This window comes from Saonia sp. (genome assembly GCF_056326165.1).
In genome coordinates this window covers 38,306-58,043 of sequence record NZ_JBWFBN010000018.1, presented here as the reverse complement: position 1 = coordinate 58,043, position 19,738 = coordinate 38,306, and the positions used below count along the sequence as shown (strand labels likewise).

At 34.1% G+C, this 19,738-nt stretch carries 14 protein-coding genes; 10 read left to right on the top strand and 4 right to left on the bottom strand.

Annotated elements, in window-relative coordinates; all coding sequences use genetic code 11:
- Positions 1-293 precede the first annotated feature (293 nt).
- On the bottom strand, positions 294-2,300 hold the full coding sequence (locus AC000W_RS13775) for a putative porin (RefSeq protein ID WP_474749110.1): 2,007 nt from the start codon (positions 2,298-2,300) through the stop codon (positions 294-296).
- A gap of 194 nt (positions 2,301-2,494) precedes the next feature.
- Between AC000W_RS13775 and AC000W_RS13770 the strand changes: the two genes are divergently transcribed.
- The 6 genes from AC000W_RS13770 (at position 2,495) to AC000W_RS13745 (ending at position 12,788) form a co-directional block, all read left to right on the top strand.
- On the top strand, positions 2,495-6,760 hold the full coding sequence (locus AC000W_RS13770; protein ID WP_474749108.1) for a T9SS type A sorting domain-containing protein: 4,266 nt from the start codon (positions 2,495-2,497) through the stop codon (positions 6,758-6,760).
- A complete protein-coding gene (locus AC000W_RS13765) occupies positions 6,757-7,467 on the top strand; it encodes a hypothetical protein (RefSeq protein ID WP_474749107.1) in 711 nt (236 codons plus the stop codon). The genes AC000W_RS13770 and AC000W_RS13765 overlap by 4 nt, the downstream gene beginning before the upstream one ends.
- A 45-nt stretch (positions 7,468-7,512) precedes the next feature.
- The gene (locus tag AC000W_RS13760; RefSeq protein WP_474749106.1) at positions 7,513-8,112 is read left to right on the top strand and encodes a ribonuclease HII; all 600 of its coding nucleotides are present in this window, start codon (positions 7,513-7,515) and stop codon (positions 8,110-8,112) included.
- Between the two features lie 29 nt (positions 8,113-8,141).
- Positions 8,142-10,604 (top strand): ribonuclease HII, encoded by a 2,463-nt coding sequence (locus tag AC000W_RS13755; RefSeq protein ID WP_474749104.1) that lies wholly within the window; start codon positions 8,142-8,144, stop codon positions 10,602-10,604.
- Between the two features lie 140 nt (positions 10,605-10,744).
- The gene (locus AC000W_RS13750) at positions 10,745-12,085 is read left to right on the top strand and encodes an OmpA family protein (RefSeq protein ID WP_474749103.1); all 1,341 of its coding nucleotides are present in this window, start codon (positions 10,745-10,747) and stop codon (positions 12,083-12,085) included.
- A gap of 10 nt (positions 12,086-12,095) precedes the next feature.
- Entirely contained in the window at positions 12,096-12,788 is a 693-nt protein-coding gene (locus AC000W_RS13745; RefSeq protein WP_474749102.1) for a TapB family protein, read from the top strand.
- A 34-nt stretch (positions 12,789-12,822) separates the two neighbouring features.
- Here the strand turns inward: AC000W_RS13745 and lipB are convergent, their stop codons facing one another.
- The 3 genes from lipB to AC000W_RS13730 all read right to left on the bottom strand — a co-directional run bounded on the left by lipB (position 12,823) and on the right by AC000W_RS13730 (position 14,515).
- Positions 12,823-13,539, bottom strand: a complete 717-nt coding sequence (gene lipB, locus AC000W_RS13740) for a lipoyl(octanoyl) transferase LipB (protein WP_474749100.1) — start codon at positions 13,537-13,539, stop codon at positions 12,823-12,825.
- Positions 13,540-13,608: 69 nt separating this feature from the next.
- On the bottom strand, positions 13,609-14,352 hold the full coding sequence (locus tag AC000W_RS13735) for a hypothetical protein (RefSeq protein ID WP_474749099.1): 744 nt from the start codon (positions 14,350-14,352) through the stop codon (positions 13,609-13,611).
- Positions 14,353-14,359: 7 nt separating this feature from the next.
- Positions 14,360-14,515, bottom strand: coding sequence for a YqaE/Pmp3 family membrane protein (locus AC000W_RS13730; protein ID WP_167966462.1), 156 nt, complete (start codon positions 14,513-14,515; stop codon positions 14,360-14,362).
- A gap of 115 nt (positions 14,516-14,630) precedes the next feature.
- Between AC000W_RS13730 and AC000W_RS13725 the strand changes: the two genes are divergently transcribed.
- From AC000W_RS13725 to AC000W_RS13710, 4 genes are all read left to right on the top strand, one after another.
- Complete coding sequence (locus AC000W_RS13725) at positions 14,631-15,680, top strand: helix-turn-helix domain-containing protein (RefSeq protein WP_474749098.1); 1,050 nt, start codon at positions 14,631-14,633, stop codon at positions 15,678-15,680.
- Between the two features lie 105 nt (positions 15,681-15,785).
- Positions 15,786-16,346, top strand: a complete 561-nt coding sequence (locus AC000W_RS13720; RefSeq protein WP_474749096.1) for a thioredoxin family protein — start codon at positions 15,786-15,788, stop codon at positions 16,344-16,346.
- A 63-nt stretch (positions 16,347-16,409) separates the two neighbouring features.
- Entirely contained in the window at positions 16,410-18,101 is a 1,692-nt protein-coding gene (lysS, locus tag AC000W_RS13715; protein WP_474749095.1) for a lysine--tRNA ligase, read from the top strand.
- A 125-nt stretch (positions 18,102-18,226) separates the two neighbouring features.
- Entirely contained in the window at positions 18,227-19,654 is a 1,428-nt protein-coding gene (locus AC000W_RS13710) for a PKD domain-containing protein (protein ID WP_474749094.1), read from the top strand.
- The last annotated feature ends 84 nt before the right edge of the window (positions 19,655-19,738 follow it).

The following is a 19,738-nucleotide window of genomic DNA, read 5'->3' as shown; positions in this document are numbered from 1 at the left end:
ATTCCTCTAACTCCAAAAAATCAATCCCTTGACCCTCAAAGCGGGTGCAAATATAACACCCTTTTTTATCTCTCACAATACTTCAAAGCTTTTTTTTAACTTTGATTAAAAAAAATACTTAAATATACTGACAATCAATATGTTATAACTAAATATTTTTCTATAAAAAAGCTTATTTATCATTTTTGAGGTTAACCTAATGCGGCTTATATCTCCTCAAAAAGTTTACAATCAGCTAAATGCAGATTTAAAAAAAGAAAAAAATGATGTTTTACATTAAAAAATAGAGCAATCTAGGAGAAGAAGTTCCATACCAATCCAAAACGAATAACAAAATCACGGTAAGGGTAATTTGGTGCTGAGTAATAATTATACTCTTTAGAGAATATAGTATTAATGTGCTCTGCTTTTAGGTATACTCTGGTCTGTCTTATTTTAGCATTGATAAAGAAGTCTAGTAAAGGATAACCTCCCAAGTCTTCCTTATTTTGAATATAGAATTCTCCCAAAACCGGATTATATGCATCCATATTATAAGGTGTAAAGTACTTAAAAGTAACTCCAGTCTGTAAATACATGGCCTTTTTAAATACATCATTAGAATAGTACAATGTATTTCGCGTTACCAATTCAGGCACATTGAGAACATTGTTAGTTTGGGATACATTTTGATACATTATTGTATTATTTAATGCAAACCTACCAAGCCTAAACTCCTTATTGTATTTTATTTTGATATAATCAATCGCATTATTCTCCTGAAAAGGCTTTATAAACGCTTTTTCCTCACCAGCTTCAATTTCCTCATCTGTTGCCAATGAAGAGAAATACGTATAATTATCAATTGTGCTATACTTAGCCTTTAAATTACCCCACAAAGGAGACTCAAAATTAAACTGCAGGCTATTTATTTTTTGCTTTTCGAAATTTGATGTATTCTGCCAGTTATAGTTTAAATAATCACTCTGATATAAAAGAAAATTATAATTAGGCATTCTAGAAGATGAGTGAATTGCCACTTTAACAGTGTGTTTATCTTTAATTGTGTAAGACATTGAGGCGTCTAGTAAATTCCCTGTAAGACTACCTGATACATTTTGTGTTAGACTACCTTTTACATTAAATTTACCTATCTTCTTGGAATAGTCTCCACCAATTAGAACCTCATCTCCTTTCAGTTTGTTTTGAATTTCCCCTTCATTCGTCACCAAAATACTGTTAAAAAAATAGTTATAACTATAATTATCTAACCGAGCCTTTAGACTACCTAAAGTCTTATTAAAAAAAGACATATTAAATTGATTGTGCATCGATTTTAAGGTTGCCTTGTCATTAATTGGATTTAAAAAAGATTCTCCGTAAATATGAAGCAATGATGATTGTACTTGGTACTGATATTGGTAATATTTGGTTTCATAATTAAACTGATGACCAACAGCTAGAGAGGTTGAACCAACAGACAAGGAGTCTTTTTTTCTTTTTGTAAAATTGTATTGATGGTCTAAGAAATATCTTTTTCCTAAAATCTTGTTCTGCCCATTAGAGAAAACAACATCTACTCGTGATCTATCTTTAAATTGTTCATCACCAGACTCAAACTGTTCTTCTTTATTAGACAACCCTCCATTTTCTTGACCTATAATGTCCTGAGCGGCTATATGTGCTCTAAGTTGATATTTTCCATTCTGGGTAATATAACTACTTGTAAATATAAAATTACCAGATTCAGTTTGGTTCCTTAAATATTTCCCCAAAGACCTAAACCCTTTATAACCCATTGAGAAATTGAGTCTTCTCGAAGTATTGAAGGTAAGCAAAGCATCTAATATTTGCCCTTGTTCAAAAGTGGTTTTGAAAAAGATATCCGTCATAGGCGTAGGGACATTATAATATTTAATATCCTCTACTTCTCTATAATTTAAATTTTTAGCCCTTGCTCCTATGGTTGGGTAAAACATTCCCTGTTCAAAATCTACACCAAGCTTATTATATGGCTGCCCTACATTGGCAAATGGCATCAATTCAAAATCGTCCCTTCTTAAGTAGTTATATTTGTATTCTTTATATATAGTAAGGGTTGTATCTAAAAATGTGGTATCTCTTGCAAACGAAATTATCTTATAGTCTTTGACTGTAATTGCTACCGTATCTTGGGCCGTGTCAATTTTTTTCTTTAATCTTTCTTCTTCTTTTTGCCCAACAATAACAGAATCTAATTCTCTTGTTGGTGGGATGGAATCTTTTTGAGCAAGCAAGGTAGAGCTAAAAAATGCTATGAATACTAAAAGGAAATATTTCATTCTATATAATTACGAAGGCAAAGTTACTTTTTTTGACCTTAACTAAATGTGAAAGTTTTCATAGAAAATTAGTCTAGAAAAATCATTGAAAACAATCTTATTTTATCTCAACATAATTATATGAGCGGACATCTGTTGAACAAAAAAAATTGAATATTGTTATAATATTCAGCATATTTACAAAAAATACAGAAATGTTAAGAAAACTACTTTTAAGTTTCTTTTTTATAAGTTCTTTCTCTTTTGCTCAATACAATAAAGATGCTCCATGGATGAAAGATCTTGAAAAAAATAAATCCACAACTTCCAAATCCACAAGTGACATCTATTCCATTTACGAAATATCAGAAGCCTTTCACAACTATTGGTCTGGAAAGGATTCCTCTAAAAAAGGAAGTGGATATAAACCCTATATGAGATGGGAAAATTATTGGATGAATTTTGCAAACAAAGACGGTTATATTCCTTCATCCAAAGAATTATGGAACGCATGGAAAAATAAGGAAAATAATGTTTTTAACATGGAGGTAAACCCTATTAGTTCTTGGATAGAAGTAGGCCCCGTAACTGCTGGAACCCATCCACAACAACTACCAGGACAGGGGAGAATAAATGCCGTTGCCGTTGACCCAAACGATGAAAATATATGGTACGTAGGTGCTCCAGCAGGAGGCTTATGGAAATCTATAGATGCGGGGGCAACATGGAATAATTTGTTTGATAATTTTCCTCAAATTGGAGTATCCGGGATTGCCATTGATTCAAATGATTCCAATACCATATATATAGCTACAGGAGATGATGATGCTGCCGATTCTTATAGTGTTGGAGTTTTTAAATCAACAAATGGTGGTTTAAGTTGGGACGAAACAGGGCTAAATCCAGGCAATACAATAGTTAATACCTTAATGAACGAAATTGTTATAGACCCCTTAAATTCCAATATAATTTGGGTAGGAACTTCTGTTGGACTATATAAATCCATTAATGGTGGTGTTGATTGGGAAATTATGTTAGGCGGTGGTATTAAGGATTTTAAACTTAAACCAGGAAACAGCTCCGTTATTTATGCGGTCACTGATAGCAAATATTATAGGTCCTTAAACAACGGTGACGATTTCACCGAAATTACAGATATTCTTCCTGGTTCTTCTGGAAGATTGGTTTTAGGCGTTACTCCTGCTAATTCAGAAATACTATATATTTTAAGTGCTGATACTCCATTGAATCAATATACATACCAAGGCTTGTACAAGTCTGTAGACGGCGGAACAACTTTTATAGAAAGCCCAAACACAACAAATATTATGGAATCAAACCAAGCTTGGTTTGATTTAGCCATAGAAGTCTCCCCAACAGACGAAAATGAACTGTATGTTGGATGCTTAAATATTTGGAAAAGTAGTACTGGCGGGGATTCATTTACCAAATTGAATGAATGGTTTATAAATGACCAAGCATATTCCCATGCTGACATACATACGCTTAAGATTTTTGGGAATAAGCTTTTCTGTGGGAGTGATGGAGGCATTTATGTATCTGAAGATGGTGGGACCTCTTTTACCGATTATACCGGCGGTATGAATATTAGTCAATTTTATAGAATATCAGTTTCTCAGCAAAACTCAAATAAAATAATTGGTGGGTTGCAGGACAATGGAGGTTTTGTATATAACAATAGTTCTTGGAATGCCTATCACGGTGGAGATGGAATGGATAATGTTATAGACCCTGTAAACGATAATCTTTTATATGGCTTTATACAGTTTGGGCAATACTTGTTTGTTTCATTAAACTCAGGAGAATCTTTAACCTCAGTAGGTGCTCCTCCTGATGCCAGTCAAGGAAATTGGATTACACCATTGGCAATTAACAGTAATGGTGAAGTTTTTGCAGGGTATGACTACGTGTATAAACTAGTAGGTAACGGATGGGAAAGATGGTCCAATGGATTTAGCAATGGAAACATAGAAGACTTGGAAATAGATCCAAACAATCCTATGATTGTATATGCAGCAGATAACAGTTATGTGTTTAGAAGTGATAATGGGGGTACATCTTTTTCTTTTCTTCCAGAGTTTGATTCGGAAATTGCGGACATTGCAATCAACAATAATGACAGTGACATTATTTACGTTGTTACTTCCAACAGAATAGGTTCCGCCAATTATTCCCAACCAAGTCAAAGAGGTGTTTTTAAGGTCACTACGGATGGAACCAATACAACTGTAGAAGATATCACTTACAACCTTCCAACTGACCAGGCGTATTTTGCTATAGTACATCAGGGAAGGCATACGAACAACCCCATATTTGTGGCCACCAGTTTGGGTGTGTATAGGCTGGATGATACCCTAACAGAATGGGAAGACTATTTTACAGGTTTGCCAAGCACGGCTGTAGGTGATTTGGAAATTAATCTGGATGATGAAATCATAACCGCCTCGACTTATGGAAGGGGTGTGTGGCAATCTCCCATACCTGTTCAAGTACCCGATACAGATATTAGATTGATTTCATTGACTCCTGAAGGGAGTTCTGTATTTTGTGGACAGATGGGTTCCGAAATTGTGGTAGAAAACACAGGTCTTAATCCAGTCACAGAGATTACAGTGACATACACCCTAAATGGAGGTCCTGATCAGCTAGTAAATTGGACAGGTACATTGGACTCTGGAGGGACAACGCAAGTTGACTTGGGCATTCTAGACATTACAGAATTTGGAAAAATAGTGTTGGATGTGGCTATAAGTACCGCTAACGATGCATTTTCAGACAATAATTCATTGAGCACCTTTTTTTTCCATAATGAATTTGGTTTGGGTGGCACAATAAACACCTTTGAAACTGTCGATGAAACCCTTATCGCTTATAATGAAGGAGATGAGGACAACAGCGTTTGGGAAAAAGGCGTGCCAACAGGAACGCTTCTTAATGAGGCTGGCTCTGGAACTAACGTCTATGCCACTATCTTGAATGGTAACCATCCAGATGGAACCAAAGGGATTTTGATGAGCAATTGTTATGAAATGTCCAATATTCTGGCCCCAGTACTTAAATTTAATATGGCTTATGACCTAGAAGAAAATTGGGATATAGTATATGTGCAATATTCTATTGATAATGGTGGTACATGGAATGTTTTGGGCAATATAAATAGTCAACCCAATTGGTACACCAGTGATAGAACCAACATCAGTTCTGGTGATGATGATGATTGCCAAAACTGCCCTGGCGCTCAATGGACGGGCACCAATGAAACCCTTACCGAATACGCCTATGATTTCACGGCCAATGCAAACAATGGTGAAGTTGACTTGACCAATGAACCCAATGTAATATTTAGAATCGTATTTCATTCCGATCCCTTTGTCAACCAAGAAGGGGTTGTTATTGATGATTTTGTAGTGGAAGGATTCCAAGACGATGATGACGATGACAATGATGGTGTGTTAGATATAGATGATAATTGCCCTTTAAGTGCTAATGCCAATCAACTGGATACAGATGGTGACGGAGAAGGAGATGCCTGCGATGATGACGATGATGGGGATGGTATCTTGGGCATTAATGATAATTGTCCTTTAGTGGCCAATCCTGGGCAAGAAGATTTTGATGGAGATGGCATAGGAGATATTTGTGATGATGACATAGATAATGATGGTGTTCCCAATGATTTGGATTTATGTGCGGACACACCTCTAGATTCTGTTGTGGATGTAGATGGGTGTATAATATTTTCTCTTCCTGTAACTAATTTTACGATTCTTACTATTGGAGAGTCATGCTTTAGTAGTAATAATGGCAGCATTCAGATTGAAGCAATTGAAGCTTTAAATTATACGGCTACATTATCAGATGGTGTTACAGATGTTGCAAATACTTTTACAGATACTACGGTGTTTGAGAATTTGTCAGCTGGAACATATACACTATGTTTTACTGTTGAAGGGCAAACAGCATATGAAAGTTGCAGGGATATTGTTATTGGTCAACCTGAAGCTCTTTCTGTCTCATCCAAAGTAAGTTCATTAAAAAATGAAGTGATTATAAATCTAGAAGGCGGTAAAAATTATATCATCAATCTGAACAATGAAACGTATAGAACCTCAGAAAACGAGATAACCCTACCTCTTTCCAAAGTAGAAAATATACTTTCTGTAAGAACAGATAAAGATTGTCAAGGAGTTTATAAGGAAACCATTGTTTTAAATTCGGATATGCTCATATATCCAAATCCAATTGAGAGTGGTGAAATGACCATTTATTTAGGTGATAGAAATCAGAATAAGGTAGAGCTTTCTCTCTATTCTATAAATGGTACTACTATTTTTAGTAAACCACAAAACGTTATTGATAATAAAATTAAATTCAATGTGGATTCTTTGCCACACGGTGTTTATTTACTCAATGTAAAAACTGATAATACTTTAACAAACTATAAAATAATAAGAAAATGAAACATATACATAAAGTAGCATTTTTAGCAGTATTTTTCTTGTTATCCTGTGGCGGAGGTGGTTCCGAAGGCGATGATACGCCCCCACCCCCTCCACCAGTTGCCGACCCTACAGCTACAACTTTGGTATTTCCCCAAGACAATACTGAATGTAATGAAGGAACTGTTGTAAGTGATACGCAAAGCGAAGTTACTTTTGAATGGAATGCATCTCAAAACACGGACAGTTATGAGGTAAATATCACTAATCTCAATACGAATAGTACACAAAGGGTTACAGAAACTGGAACTGAGGCTTTAGTAGTTATCTCAAGAGGAACTCCTTATGAATGGTTTGTTGTTTCCAAAGCAGACGGGACAAACGTTACAGCATCAAGTACAAAAGCAAAGTTTTACAATCAGGGGCCTGGTATAGAAAATTATGCTCCTTTCCCAGCTGATGTTGTAAATCCTAAGAGAGGAGAAACTATAGCAACTACAACGACTGTTACATTAGAATGGACTGGAAGTGATGTTGATGATGATATTGAGGAATACGAAGTGTTTTTTGGAACAGATGAAACGCCAATAACCTCCTTGGGATCAGTAACAACTACGACCTTGGATGCAACTGTTGTTTCTGGTGAAATCTATTATTGGAGAGTGATTACTACGGATAGTCAAGGAAATACGAGCCAATCTGAAATTTTTGAGTTCAGAGTTAATTAATTCTCTAAAAATTACCATCTTGCTTATTCTATAATTAGGCATATAATGGGTTTAAAGAATTATTTGCATTTTTTTGATGAAGTAGGAACAGATGAAGCTGGACGAGGTTGCTTAGCTGGACCTGTTACTGCAGCAGCAGTTATTTTGCCCGAGAATTTTAAGAATGTTTTGCTTAACGATTCTAAACAGTTATCAGAGAAAAAAAGAGATTTACTTCGCCCTTTTATTGAAACTGAATCTCAAAGCTTTGGTGTAGCCCATATATATCCAGAAGAAATTGACAAAATCAATATTCTTAATGCCTCCATTTTAGCCATGCAAAAGGCTATTTCACAAATAAACATGGAACCTAAATTTATTATTGTTGATGGCAATAGGTTTAAACCTTATAACAACGTGCCTTATGAGTGCATTGTGAAAGGAGATAGCAAATTTATGAGCATTGCCGCCGCATCGGTTCTTGCAAAAACATATAGGGATGAGTATATGGAGAAAATACATTTGGAATTTCCTATGTACAATTGGAAAAAAAATAAAGGATACCCAACAAAGGAACACCGCCAGGCAATTAGGGAATACGGAATAACCAAATACCACCGAAAAAGTTTTAGACAATTACCAGAACAATTAAAATTGGACATTTAAAATCATAAATTTGTAGGAAACCCATCAGAATGAAATTTAGAATACCCTTCATTTTTGTTTTTGTATTAGTTCTTAGCTGTAAAGAGCAAAAAAACAATGTTACATCTTTACTTAATTTCATTCCAAAAGAAACAGCCATTCTTATTAAAATAAATGACCACCAAGCTTTTAAAAGTGAGTTGAAAAACAACTCCTTTTTAAAAGAACTGGAACAAACGCAAGTTTTTAAATCCGTTCACAATAAAATCAAAGGTTTAGATAATATTTCTCCAAGTTCGGAAGGTCTATTGGGTTTTGTTGAAATAGGAAAAGAGAATTTTGAATTTGTCTATGTATCAAATACCAACCCCGACTTTTTTAAATTGGACAATACTCAAAACTTAACTTCTGAAACCTTTAGTTATGAAAATAAGAGTTATGATAAATATGTGTTAGATGGAAATACTTTTTTTAGTTTTAAGCAAGATGATAAAATTATTCTATGTTCATCTCAACTGGTTCTAGAAAATTTAATGCGTTCTTTAAAAGAAATTAAAACTCCCAAAACATTACAAAAATTATATAAAATATCCGCTAAAAATAAATCTGCAACCATATTCATCAACACAAAATATAGCGATGCCGTTATTGCTTCAAAATTATCGGGAAATTCTAAATTAAAAATATCGAAGTTTTCTGATTGGATTTCCATGGACCTTAAAACAGGTCAAAATCAAATTGGTTTTAATGGTATTAGTGTTGCCAATGATTCTTTAAATCATTTTATCAACCTTTTTAAGAACACCAATCCCTTAGCTCCAACAACCCCTCAATTAGCTCCATTGAATTCTAACGCCATTCTTTCTTATACTTTTGATGATTACAGTCAATTTGCTAAAAATCAACAAAAGTACCTAGACCGTTCCACTCCCGTAGATACAATTTTCAATACTGTTGAGGAAATTGGTTTTCTTTTTATAAACTCTAAAAAAGCTATTGTTTTAAAAACTTATGGTTCGGAGAATTTAAATCAATTTTTGAACCAGAACAAAAAAGAAAGTATTGATTATCAAGGAAATGAAATATCAGAATTAAGCTCCTCAACATTTTTGAGCGACTATTTCAATCCCATTATTCAAGACTTTTCCTCTAAATACTTCTCTATTATAGACAATTCATTTTTGTTTGCTGAAGATAGAGAAGCCTTGCAAATTATCATTAGCAATTATAAAAATGGGGCAACTTTTGACAAAAGCGCTGTTTACATTGCTTCCCAAAATGAATTGGCCGAGGAATCTACTATCCAGTTTATTTCCAATTCTAAAGGAGTAGAGAATTTTCTTGAAAGTGACTTTTCTAGCACATTGGTTGCAAATATTAAAAAGTCTGGTTTATCTAAATATGTTTTCGCAGGTCAATTGGTAACGGATAACAATTTTTATCATACTTCTGTAATTGCTCAAAAAATTGAAAAACAAGTCACATCCAACTCAACCTCTCCTCTTTTTACTGTACAACTAGATGCAGATTTAGCAACTAATCCCCAGTTCGTTACCAACCACAGGACAAATAAAAAAGAAGTAGTGGTACAAGATGTAGATAATAATCTGTACTTAATATCTACCGAAGGGAAAGTTCTATGGAAAAAACAGTTGAATTCAAAAATAGTGGGCAAAATTGAGCAAGTAGATATTTATAAAAATGGTAGACAACAATTGGCATTTACTACCAACACCCAATTTTTAATTTTGGATAGAAATGGAAAAGAAGTTGAGCCTTTTAATAAAACTTATGAAGGGGGTAACTTAAATTCTTTGGCGGTTTTTGACTATGAGAAAAAAAAGAATTACCGTTTTGTGGTTACCCAAGGAGCCAAAGTTTTTATGTATAATGGAAAAGGAAATATTGTTGATGGTTTTACCTATACTGATGCCAGTTCGCAAATAATGAATACCCCAAAACATTTTGTAATAGGAAAAAAGGATTATTTGGCTTTTATGCTTAATGACAATACATTAAAAATTCTTAACAGAGTGGGCAAGGACAGAGTTAAAGTGACTGATAAAATTGATTTTTCCAATAACGATATTTATCTCTACAAAAATAAGTTCACCTTAACAGACAAAAAAGGGATTCTGACGCAAATAGATGAAAAGGGTAAAATTTCCAGAGTTAATTTTAACTTAAATCAAGACCATGGAATTGATGCTACCAGCAATACTTTGGTTGTTATGAACGATAATGTTTTGAGTATAAAAGGCAAGAAAGTAGAATTGGAACTTGGCGTATATACCATTCCCAAAATCTTCTACATTTATGACAAAATATATGTTTCTGTAACTGATATTCAAAATCAAAAAATATATCTTTTTGATAGCCAGGCTAAAGCCATTCCAAATTTCCCTGTGTATGGTAACTCCATAATAGATTTAACAGACATGGATAATGACCAAAAGTTAGAATTGGTAGCCAAAGACTTGGAAAACTCCATCATAGTCTATAAAATGAATTGACATAGGCGTTTTATCCAACAACACATTAATCTCTACAACATATACAAATTTCTTCATTATAGCATAGCCATTTTCGTACTTTTAAATAGAACAATTTTTTGTACATTCAAAATCTTATAAAACACTATAATTACATGATTATGAAAACTTTAAACATGCCCTTGAAATTTTTTATGGGCCTTTTTTTTATACTTCTTTTTTGCGGAAGTGCCAACGCCCAGTTTTTAAAAAAATTAGGTAAAAAAGCACAAGAAGCTGCGGAAAGAACTATTGAAAGAAGAGTAGAAGAAGAGTCTTCCAAAAAAACGGACAAGGCATTGGACAGTATTTTAGAACCAGGTTCCAAACAGAAACAACCACAAGCCCCAAGTCCAACTTCTGGCGAATCCAACACTCCCACACCAACTTCACAATCTGGAAATGGAAATAGTGGTGAATCAAACACCAACACATCAAATGAACCTAAATCCCTTACGGTATACAGCAAATTTGATTTTGTCCCTGGTGACAAACCCTTATTTTTTGATGATTTTTCAGCCGACTTTATAGGAGACTTTCCGTCTAAATGGAACACCAATGCCGGGGGAGAAGTAGTAACACTAGGTGAATCTTCTGAAAAATGGTTTGAATTGAAATCTGGGTACAATCTTTTTTTTATTCCCAATGTACCGCAACTTCCAGAAGATTATACTATTGAGTTTGATGTTGAAGCGGTAGGTCTTAGTAGACAAACATCTTCTACCGCCCATCTACGAGTTGATTTAAGTGATAACTACAAATTTAGTGAGGGAGCAAATTTTGCACAAGCACATATTCCTTTTTGTCAATATTCTCCAATAGGTATTACAGTTGAAAACAGAAAAAACAACAAAAGAGAAATATACAGTACTATCAAGGCGGATATTAGGAATGAAGTTTTGAACAGACCGCATATTTCCATTGCCGTAAATAAAGAAAGATATAGAATATGGGTAAATGAAGTAAAGTATGCAGATGTTCCTAAAATGGTTCCTTCTGGAGGAATTTTGCACACTCTTAAATTCCATATGAACAACTTTAAGGATGGTGTGGAACGTATCTTCATTACCAATTTAAAAATTGCTGAAGGTGGAGTAGATCTTAGACGAAAGTTGATTGCCGAAGGTAAAATATCCACAAACGGAATTTTGTTTGATTCTGGCTCTGCAAACATAAAACCAGAATCCATGGGAATCATCCGTCAAATATATCAAGTGTTGGAACAAGATAACAGCATCAATCTAAAAATTGTTGGGCATACAGATTCTGATGGAGGAGATGATGTAAACATGAAGCTTTCCAAAAGTCGTGCAGAGGCCGTTAAAAATGCACTCATACAAGTTTATGCCGTATCTGCTAATCGCTTACAAGCAGAAGGTAAAGGCGAATCTGAGCCTGTTGCAGAAAATGACACGCCAGATGGTAAAGCACAAAATAGAAGAGTAGAATTTATAAAAATCTAAATAGCACAGTATGAAAAATAAAATAATATTCTTAGCATCTGTATTTCTTTTTGTTCTTGGAACCAAAGCACAAGATAGTTGTAGCACGTATTATCCAATGGTAGAAGGGGCAACTTTTCAATACACCAATTATGGAAAAAAGGGGAAAGAAGAGGGTAAAATCAATTATTCAATTACAAATGTTTCTTCTAGCGGTTCTGGAACCAGTGCTACAATGAGCATGAATCTTTTAGATCAAAAGGGTAAAGAAATCTATGCTACTGATTATGGGTTCAGCTGTTCTGACAATATAGTTAAGATTGATTATCAATCCCTGATTTCCGACCAAATGCTTTCCCAATTCAAAGACATGGAAATGGAAGTTACTGGCACTAATATAGAATTACCAAATAGCCTAGGTGTTGGTCAAGAATTAGAAGATGCCAATGTAGCCTTAAAAATAGATATGGGAGGTATGAATATGAAAATGAATGTAGATACCGTTAATAGAAAGGTTGAGAAAAAAGAATCTGTTACTACTCCGGCTGGTACTTTTGACTGTTATGTTATATACAGTGAAAACATAACAAAAATGACTATGATGAACAAAACCTTTCCCAATAGATTATGGTTGGCTGAAGGTATAGGCATGGTAAAACAAGAAAGTTATAATCAAAACGGGAAATTAATGTCCAGTAGCGTATTAACTGAATTTAGTAAATAATAGCTCATTATTCTATAAAACAAAAAACCGAAGTCTAGGCTTCGGTTTTTTGTTTTATAATTTCTGCTTCAAATAAATTACAGAAATGCTTCAATAGTTTTTCTTTAACCTCAGCTTCGGAGATTTCTTGCTTATTTAGTTCCACATTTAGAGAGGTAACAGCCTTGTTTTTAATTCCACAGGGAATCATCATATCAAAATAACCTAAATCGGTATTTACATTGAGTGCAAAACCATGCATGGTAACCCATCTGCTGGCTCGTACGCCCATAGCGCATATTTTACGAGCAAAAGGGGTTCCAACATCTAACCAAACTCCTGTTTCCCCTTTGGAACGGTCCGCTTTAAGGCCATACTCCGCTAGGGTCAATATTACCATTTCCTCTAAATACCGCAGGTATTTATGAATATCTGTAAAGAAATTGTCTAAATCCAGAATGGGATAACCAACAATTTGACCAGGGCCATGATAGGTAATATCTCCGCCTCTATTTATTTTATAAAAAGTAGCACCTTTTTTGGCTAGCTGTTCCTCATTTGCTAACAAATTAGAAATATCTCCACTCTTTCCTAAAGTGTACACATGGGGGTGTTCTACAAACAAAAAATGGTTGGGAGTTGGCACTTGGTCATCTTCCCTTCTATTCTTAATTTTTATGTTCAAAGTCTCTTGGAAGAGTTTTTCTTGATAGTCCCAAGTTTCTTTATAGTCTTTATGACCTAAATCCTGTAAAACAAGCTTTTTGTTCATAGAATACAAAGATACAAAGACCACCTAAGATTAGCTCCTAGGTGGTCGTCTTTGATAAAAAAATCATATCTAATCTTCCAATTCTACCTCTATGTTCAAAGCCTCTGGATTTTTCATATACTCCAAAAACTCTAACTCATAAATAAGAGTTTTACCATCGGCACTATAAGTAGCTTCCTCAATGGAGGATGATTTTACTCGTCTGGGAAAATGATATTTTAAAGTATAAGAAGAGCCCGACAGAAACATTTCTGAGCCAGCTAAACTATCCAAGCTTTGCTTATGCAGTTCTTCATCAACTATTTTGGCCTTTCTAGAAAAAGTATTCTTTATAAAAGAATAACTCACTTCTGTACTCTGCTTTTCATTTCCAAAAGGACTTTGGGCATTGGAGTCACCAGCAGCGGGGTTTAAGGCACTTGCATTCTGAAATGTATTGAACATATCACCAACTTCATTAATCTTTTTAAACTGGGAGTACATCTCAAACTTCATTTCCTTAGTTTCTGGATTCATAACCATGTGCATATTAAATGGTTCCAGTTTTTTCAATTTTTCTTGATCTTCCAATGGCAAGGTGGCTATACTATCTTTCTTTTCTTCTAAAAAATCCTTAAAAGAAATTATTGAATCTATAGCTTTTTCATTGCTATTAGAAATTTCATCACCCGCCATTTCCATAAGTTCGGAACCATCAAAATTTATGGATATTTTTCCAGAACCATCTTCTTCAAAAAAAATCTCTTCGGTAAAATTACAGGCAATAAAAAGGCTCGCGAATACCATCACGACCAATACATATACTTTTTTCATAATTATTTTAGTTCGGGTTATTTAGGATTACAAGCGCTCCTATAATTCCGGGCACCCATCCACAAAAGGTTAAAAGTAGTACAATAAAAAAAGAACCACAACCTTTTCCGATAACCGACAAGGGAGGAAACAAAATTGCCAATAATACTCTCCAGAAACTCATTTTTTTTTGATTTTTGACCTGCCCGATAGTTCAGGCGGGTTGATGTACTTATTTGACGCAAATTTACAAGACTTGTTACAAAAACCTTTAAATTTAGCTTCACACAATCAAAGAAATGAAACATCTAGTTCAACTTATCTTTCTAATAACAGTTTGCAATCTTCATGGACAATTCTCATTTGAAGGTAAAGTTGAAACCAGTACGAAGAACAAAACAGTTTACCTTTCCATAATTGAAGATTATAGAAAACTATCTAGAACCTATTTAGAGCAGATTATTAAAAAGACGACGGCAGACTCTTTGGGATTTTTCAAATTTGAAGGAAAAAATCTTTTATCAGAAAATAGAATATATAGGATTCATGTAGATGAATGCCCTGATATGGAAAAGGATTCCAATCACTTTTTTGGCCAATGCAGCAATACCAAAAGTATTTTGTTCATAGCCAATAACCTAGATACCATTGTCTTTCCAGAAACATCTGGCCAAGAGGTTCTTTGTGATATCACTTCAACCAACCCAAAATCTGACGCCCTTCTACAAATTGATGCCATGAAAGAAGAAATGGCATATGATTTTGCAGATTATAGAAGTGAGGCCAATAGGAAACTAAATTCAAAAAAATGGTTTTCTACATTTCAAGAATATGGAAAAACAATAGAAGAACCACTGGTTGAATTATATATCTATGATTTTTTATCTGACAGAAGAAATGAAACATATGATTATTACCTGCATGACCTTTCCAACAATTTATATTACGATGAACTTTTAGAAAGATTAAATGCAACACATTCCAATACTTTTTTTACCCATCTTTATGAAACAGAGCTTACAGCTGACAAACAATTAGTATCTTTTAAAAACCCTTCATTCATAAATTGGAAATGGGTTCTAGGATTGCTTTTGGGTCTTTCTCTAATACTAAATATTGTACTTTTTGTAAAACAAAGAAAATATGGCAAAAGAAAAAAAGATTATTCTCTTGAGAAATTAACGCAGCAAGAACAAAAAATAGTGGCTCAAATATTAGACAATAAAACAAATAAAGAAATTGCTGCAGATATGTTTATAAGTCTAAGTACGGTAAAGTCACATATCAACAACCTTTATAAAAAACTGAATGCAACTACCAGAGAGGATATTAAGCGTATTTTTTCTTAATTATAATCAATTTCAACCTAGGTCTAGTCCTTAATTCAACCCTAAACTATTTATCTCAATACTTCTTTTTATAGAATTTTGGTAGCATAACCTTAAAAATATTCTATGAAAATCCTATTATTAGTTACATCATTTATCCTTAGTTGTAACCCCTTATTATCACAGAAAACAAATCAAGAAATCCTTATGGATGATGGCAGGCAATTTTTAATTGGAAAAATTGATGTTGATGGTTTAAAATCTGACTCCTATAAAACTTGGTACAACAACAATTATGAAGCATACAATGTGGATATGGTTACAACTGAGAAGCTTAAAAACAAATTAGCTTCTTATAAAATTTTACTTTTTATGGGCACCTGGTGCGGAGACAGTAAAAGAGAAGTGCCAAGATTTCTTAAAATTTTAAACAAGGCAAACTTTTCCATGGACAACTTTAAAATGGTAGCTTTAGATAGAAGAAAAGGGTTATACAAAACAAGCCCTACAGGTGAAGAATGGGGACTACAAGTTAAAAGAGTTCCCACGTTCATTTTTCTAAAAGACGGAAAAGAAGTAGGAAGAATTGTTGAAAGTCCCATAGAATCTTTAGAAAAGGACATGTTAACAATCATCAATCAAAATGCTTATACTCCAAACTATTCAGATTCAATGAAGTCCGAATAATTTTAAAGGCTCTTGACTTAATTAAAGCGCAAAAGTGTAATTTTGCGCTTTAATTTTTTAGGTATGCAATTGTCGGAACAAGAAATCGTAAGAAGAGAAAAGCTGGATAAGCTAAGGGAATTGGGAATTAACCCATACCCAGCAGCATTATTCCCATTAAATACAACATCCAAAAACATTAAGGAGCAGTATGTAGAGGGAAAGAAGGTTGTTATTTCTGGTCGATTGATGTCCAGAAGAATTCAAGGAAGTGCCTCTTTTGCCGAGTTGCAGGACAGTGATGGGCGCATTCAAGTCTATTTTAATAGGGATGAAATTTGTCCCGGTGAGGATAAAACTCACTATAACGATGTCTACAAGAAATTACTTGACATTGGTGATATTATAGGAATTGAAGGGGAACTTTTTACCACCAAAGTTGGAGAGAAAACCGTTATGGTAAAGCAATTTACTTTATTGAGCAAAGCTCTACGACCTTTACCTCTACCTAAAGTTGATGCAGATGGTAATGTTTTTGATGAATTTAATGACCCAGAGCAACGCTACAGGCAGCGTTATGTAGATTTGGTTGTTAACCCATCTGTAAAGGAAACCTTTATCAAGCGTACAAAAATCACTAATAGTATTCGTCAATTTTTTAATGATAAGGATTATTTGGAGGTAGAAACACCTATTCTACAACCAATTCCTGGTGGTGCTGCCGCAAGACCTTTTATGACACATCATAATGCGCTGAATATTCCTCTTTATTTGCGTATTGCCAATGAATTATATCTAAAACGTCTTATTGTTGGTGGTTTTGACGGGGTATATGAATTTGCCAAGGATTTTAGGAACGAGGGCATGGACCGTACACATAATCCAGAATTCACAGTAATGGAACTTTATGTTGCTTACAAGGATTATAATTGGATGATGGATACCACAGAACAATTATTGGAAAAAGTGGCCATAGATGCTAATGGAACCTCCAAAGTAACAGTAGGTGAAAATGAAATTGAATTTAAGGCACCATATCCAAGAGTCCCAATTTTGGAAGCTATAAAAATTCATACAGGCCATGATGTTGCTGGAATGGGTGAAGTAGAATTACGAAATGTTGCCAAAAAACTAGGTTTGGAAGTTGATGATACCATGGGTGTTGGTAAATTGATTGATGAAATCTTTGGTGAAAAATGTGAGCATTTTTATATACAACCCACCTTCATTACCGATTATCCAAAAGAAATGAGTCCATTGTGCAAAGAACACAGGAGCAATCCTGCGCTAACAGAACGTTTTGAACTGATGGTAAACGGCAAAGAGCTAGCAAATGCCTATTCAGAGTTAAACGACCCCATTGATCAACGAGAACGTTTTGAGGATCAATTAAAACTTTCAGAAAAAGGGGATGATGAGGCCATGTTTATAGATCAAGACTTTATAAGAGCCCTAGAATATGGTATGCCTCCAACTAGCGGTATTGGTATTGGCATAGACCGTTTGGTTATGCTTATGACCAACAATGCATCTATCCAAGAAGTGCTTTTCTTTCCGCAAATGAGACCAGAGAAAAAAGTTGTGGACCTTAGTGAAAACGAAAAGACAATTTTTGACATCCTTAAAAAGCAAAAAAATATGCCTTTAGGAGAATTAAAAGAAGTTGCTGGACTTAGTAATAAAGGATGGGACAAAGGAATAAAAGGGCTAACAAAACTAGGTCTTGCCAAAGTCATTAAAGAAGAAAATTCCTTAATCTGTGTGCTCCAGGAGTAGCATATATATTCGCATGTAAAATATATTGCAAGTAGCTGATTCTGTGTATTTTTCATAGTTATTTTATACAATAAAGCAGTCAATAAAAACGTTTTATATATAGTGGAACCCCAAATCTGCTTTGTATGAAAAAAATCTACGCTATATGCTTCGGCATTTTTTTATTCTATTCCTGTTCCAAAAGCGAAGCTATTCCAGAAGATGGAACAGATCCAGACCCAGATTCTCCAACAGCTTTAAAAGCATGTTTTACAGTTAACCAAACTGATTTTGAGGTTGGTGAATCTCTTATGATAACCAATTGTTCCAAAGGCGATATTAAAAGTTATCACTATGATTTGGGCAATGGTATTGTTAGTTTAAAAGAAAATCCGGAATTTGTTTTGGAAGAAGAAGGAGATTTTGATATTCTTCTCACCATTACGGATACTAAGGACAAAACCTCCACATCTTCAAAATCTATTTCTGTAACACAACCAATTGAAGCCAATTATATTTTTCCAAATATTGCCTTAGGGTTTAAAGGATTTCCTTTAGAAACTGGACTAACTCCAGATAATAGTATCTATTATTTGGAACTTACGGAAGACCTTATTGGTGTTGGTGGTGCTAAATTATATTACAAGGAATTAGATGCCAACTATGACATAACATTATCCCAATATCTTTTGGACAAGCAATTTAATACCCAAAGTGCGTTTATAAATTTCCTGGCAAATGGCAATGTAAACCTTCATTTTTCTAGAACTTTACCAGACTTTTATGGCACCCACGAGATTACCTTTAATAGTGCTTGGAACTTTATCAACGGATTTAATTCATCTTCTAAACATAGCTATGGATATATATCAGATGGCGTAGATTTCCTTTATTTTGGGACTGAGGTTGAAGATGATATTCATAAAACTTCCGTAGAAAAGAGAAATGCCAATGGTGATGCCTATGAAATTCATTTAAACAATTTTGGCAGTGCAGATGCCATGATAGGCGACATGGTCAAAACAAGTTCTGGCTTTGTAGCATTTGGAGGTGTGTTCACTAAAAATAGTACTGCACCACAAGTAACAGGTTACAAACCTTTATTAGTGTTTTATGATACAGCATTGAATGTAACAACTCATGTGATTTTTGAAAACTCTGTGTTAGACACAAAAATTACTTCCATTAATGATTTAAATGGAACTTACCATTTAGCAGAACTCAGTAATGGAAACTTAGTAATGTACGGAAACGGAGAGCTTATATTGGCAAATTCTTCAGGAACTGAAATAAGTACAACATATTTTGAAGAAACTGCAAACAACCAGGCTTTAATTTCTTTGGGAAATTCATTTATTATTTCCACAGATGGTTATTTAAGAAAGTTTGATGCCAATGGTAGTCAGACCAAGGAATTAAAATATAATGGAAATTATATGCCAGAAATTATTCAAAAAGATGGGCAACTTTTCTTTGTGGCCGGTTATGATACTGTTGAAAACAATATTGATTTGGTGAAATTGTTCTATGCTTCTATAGACAACAATTTAAATCTTATCAATTTAAATGAATAAAAAAATATCTTGTAAAAAAAGGGGAGCAATAGCTCCCCTTTTTTTATTTTCAGAACTTAGGTAAATAGTATAGTTTAGGGGCAA

What these genes read in the sequence shown, in the direction of transcription:
- AC000W_RS13775 (WP_474749110.1), bottom strand. Translation starts at nt 2,300, where the DNA reads ATGAAATATTTCCTTTTAGTATTCATAGCATTTTTTAGCTCTACCTTG.
- AC000W_RS13770 (WP_474749108.1), top strand. Translation starts at nt 2,495, where the DNA reads ATGTTAAGAAAACTACTTTTAAGTTTCTTTTTTATAAGTTCTTTCTCT.
- AC000W_RS13765 (WP_474749107.1), top strand. Translation starts at nt 6,757, where the DNA reads ATGAAACATATACATAAAGTAGCATTTTTAGCAGTATTTTTCTTGTTA.
- AC000W_RS13760 (WP_474749106.1), top strand. Translation starts at nt 7,513, where the DNA reads ATGGGTTTAAAGAATTATTTGCATTTTTTTGATGAAGTAGGAACAGAT.
- AC000W_RS13755 (WP_474749104.1), top strand. Translation starts at nt 8,142, where the DNA reads ATGAAATTTAGAATACCCTTCATTTTTGTTTTTGTATTAGTTCTTAGC.
- AC000W_RS13750 (WP_474749103.1), top strand. Translation starts at nt 10,745, where the DNA reads ATGAAAACTTTAAACATGCCCTTGAAATTTTTTATGGGCCTTTTTTTT.
- AC000W_RS13745 (WP_474749102.1), top strand. Translation starts at nt 12,096, where the DNA reads ATGAAAAATAAAATAATATTCTTAGCATCTGTATTTCTTTTTGTTCTT.
- lipB (WP_474749100.1), bottom strand. Translation starts at nt 13,539, where the DNA reads ATGAACAAAAAGCTTGTTTTACAGGATTTAGGTCATAAAGACTATAAA.
- AC000W_RS13735 (WP_474749099.1), bottom strand. Translation starts at nt 14,352, where the DNA reads ATGAAAAAAGTATATGTATTGGTCGTGATGGTATTCGCGAGCCTTTTT.
- AC000W_RS13730 (WP_167966462.1), bottom strand. Translation starts at nt 14,515, where the DNA reads ATGAGTTTCTGGAGAGTATTATTGGCAATTTTGTTTCCTCCCTTGTCG.
- AC000W_RS13725 (WP_474749098.1), top strand. Translation starts at nt 14,631, where the DNA reads ATGAAACATCTAGTTCAACTTATCTTTCTAATAACAGTTTGCAATCTT.
- AC000W_RS13720 (WP_474749096.1), top strand. Translation starts at nt 15,786, where the DNA reads ATGAAAATCCTATTATTAGTTACATCATTTATCCTTAGTTGTAACCCC.
- lysS (WP_474749095.1), top strand. Translation starts at nt 16,410, where the DNA reads ATGCAATTGTCGGAACAAGAAATCGTAAGAAGAGAAAAGCTGGATAAG.
- AC000W_RS13710 (WP_474749094.1), top strand. Translation starts at nt 18,227, where the DNA reads ATGAAAAAAATCTACGCTATATGCTTCGGCATTTTTTTATTCTATTCC.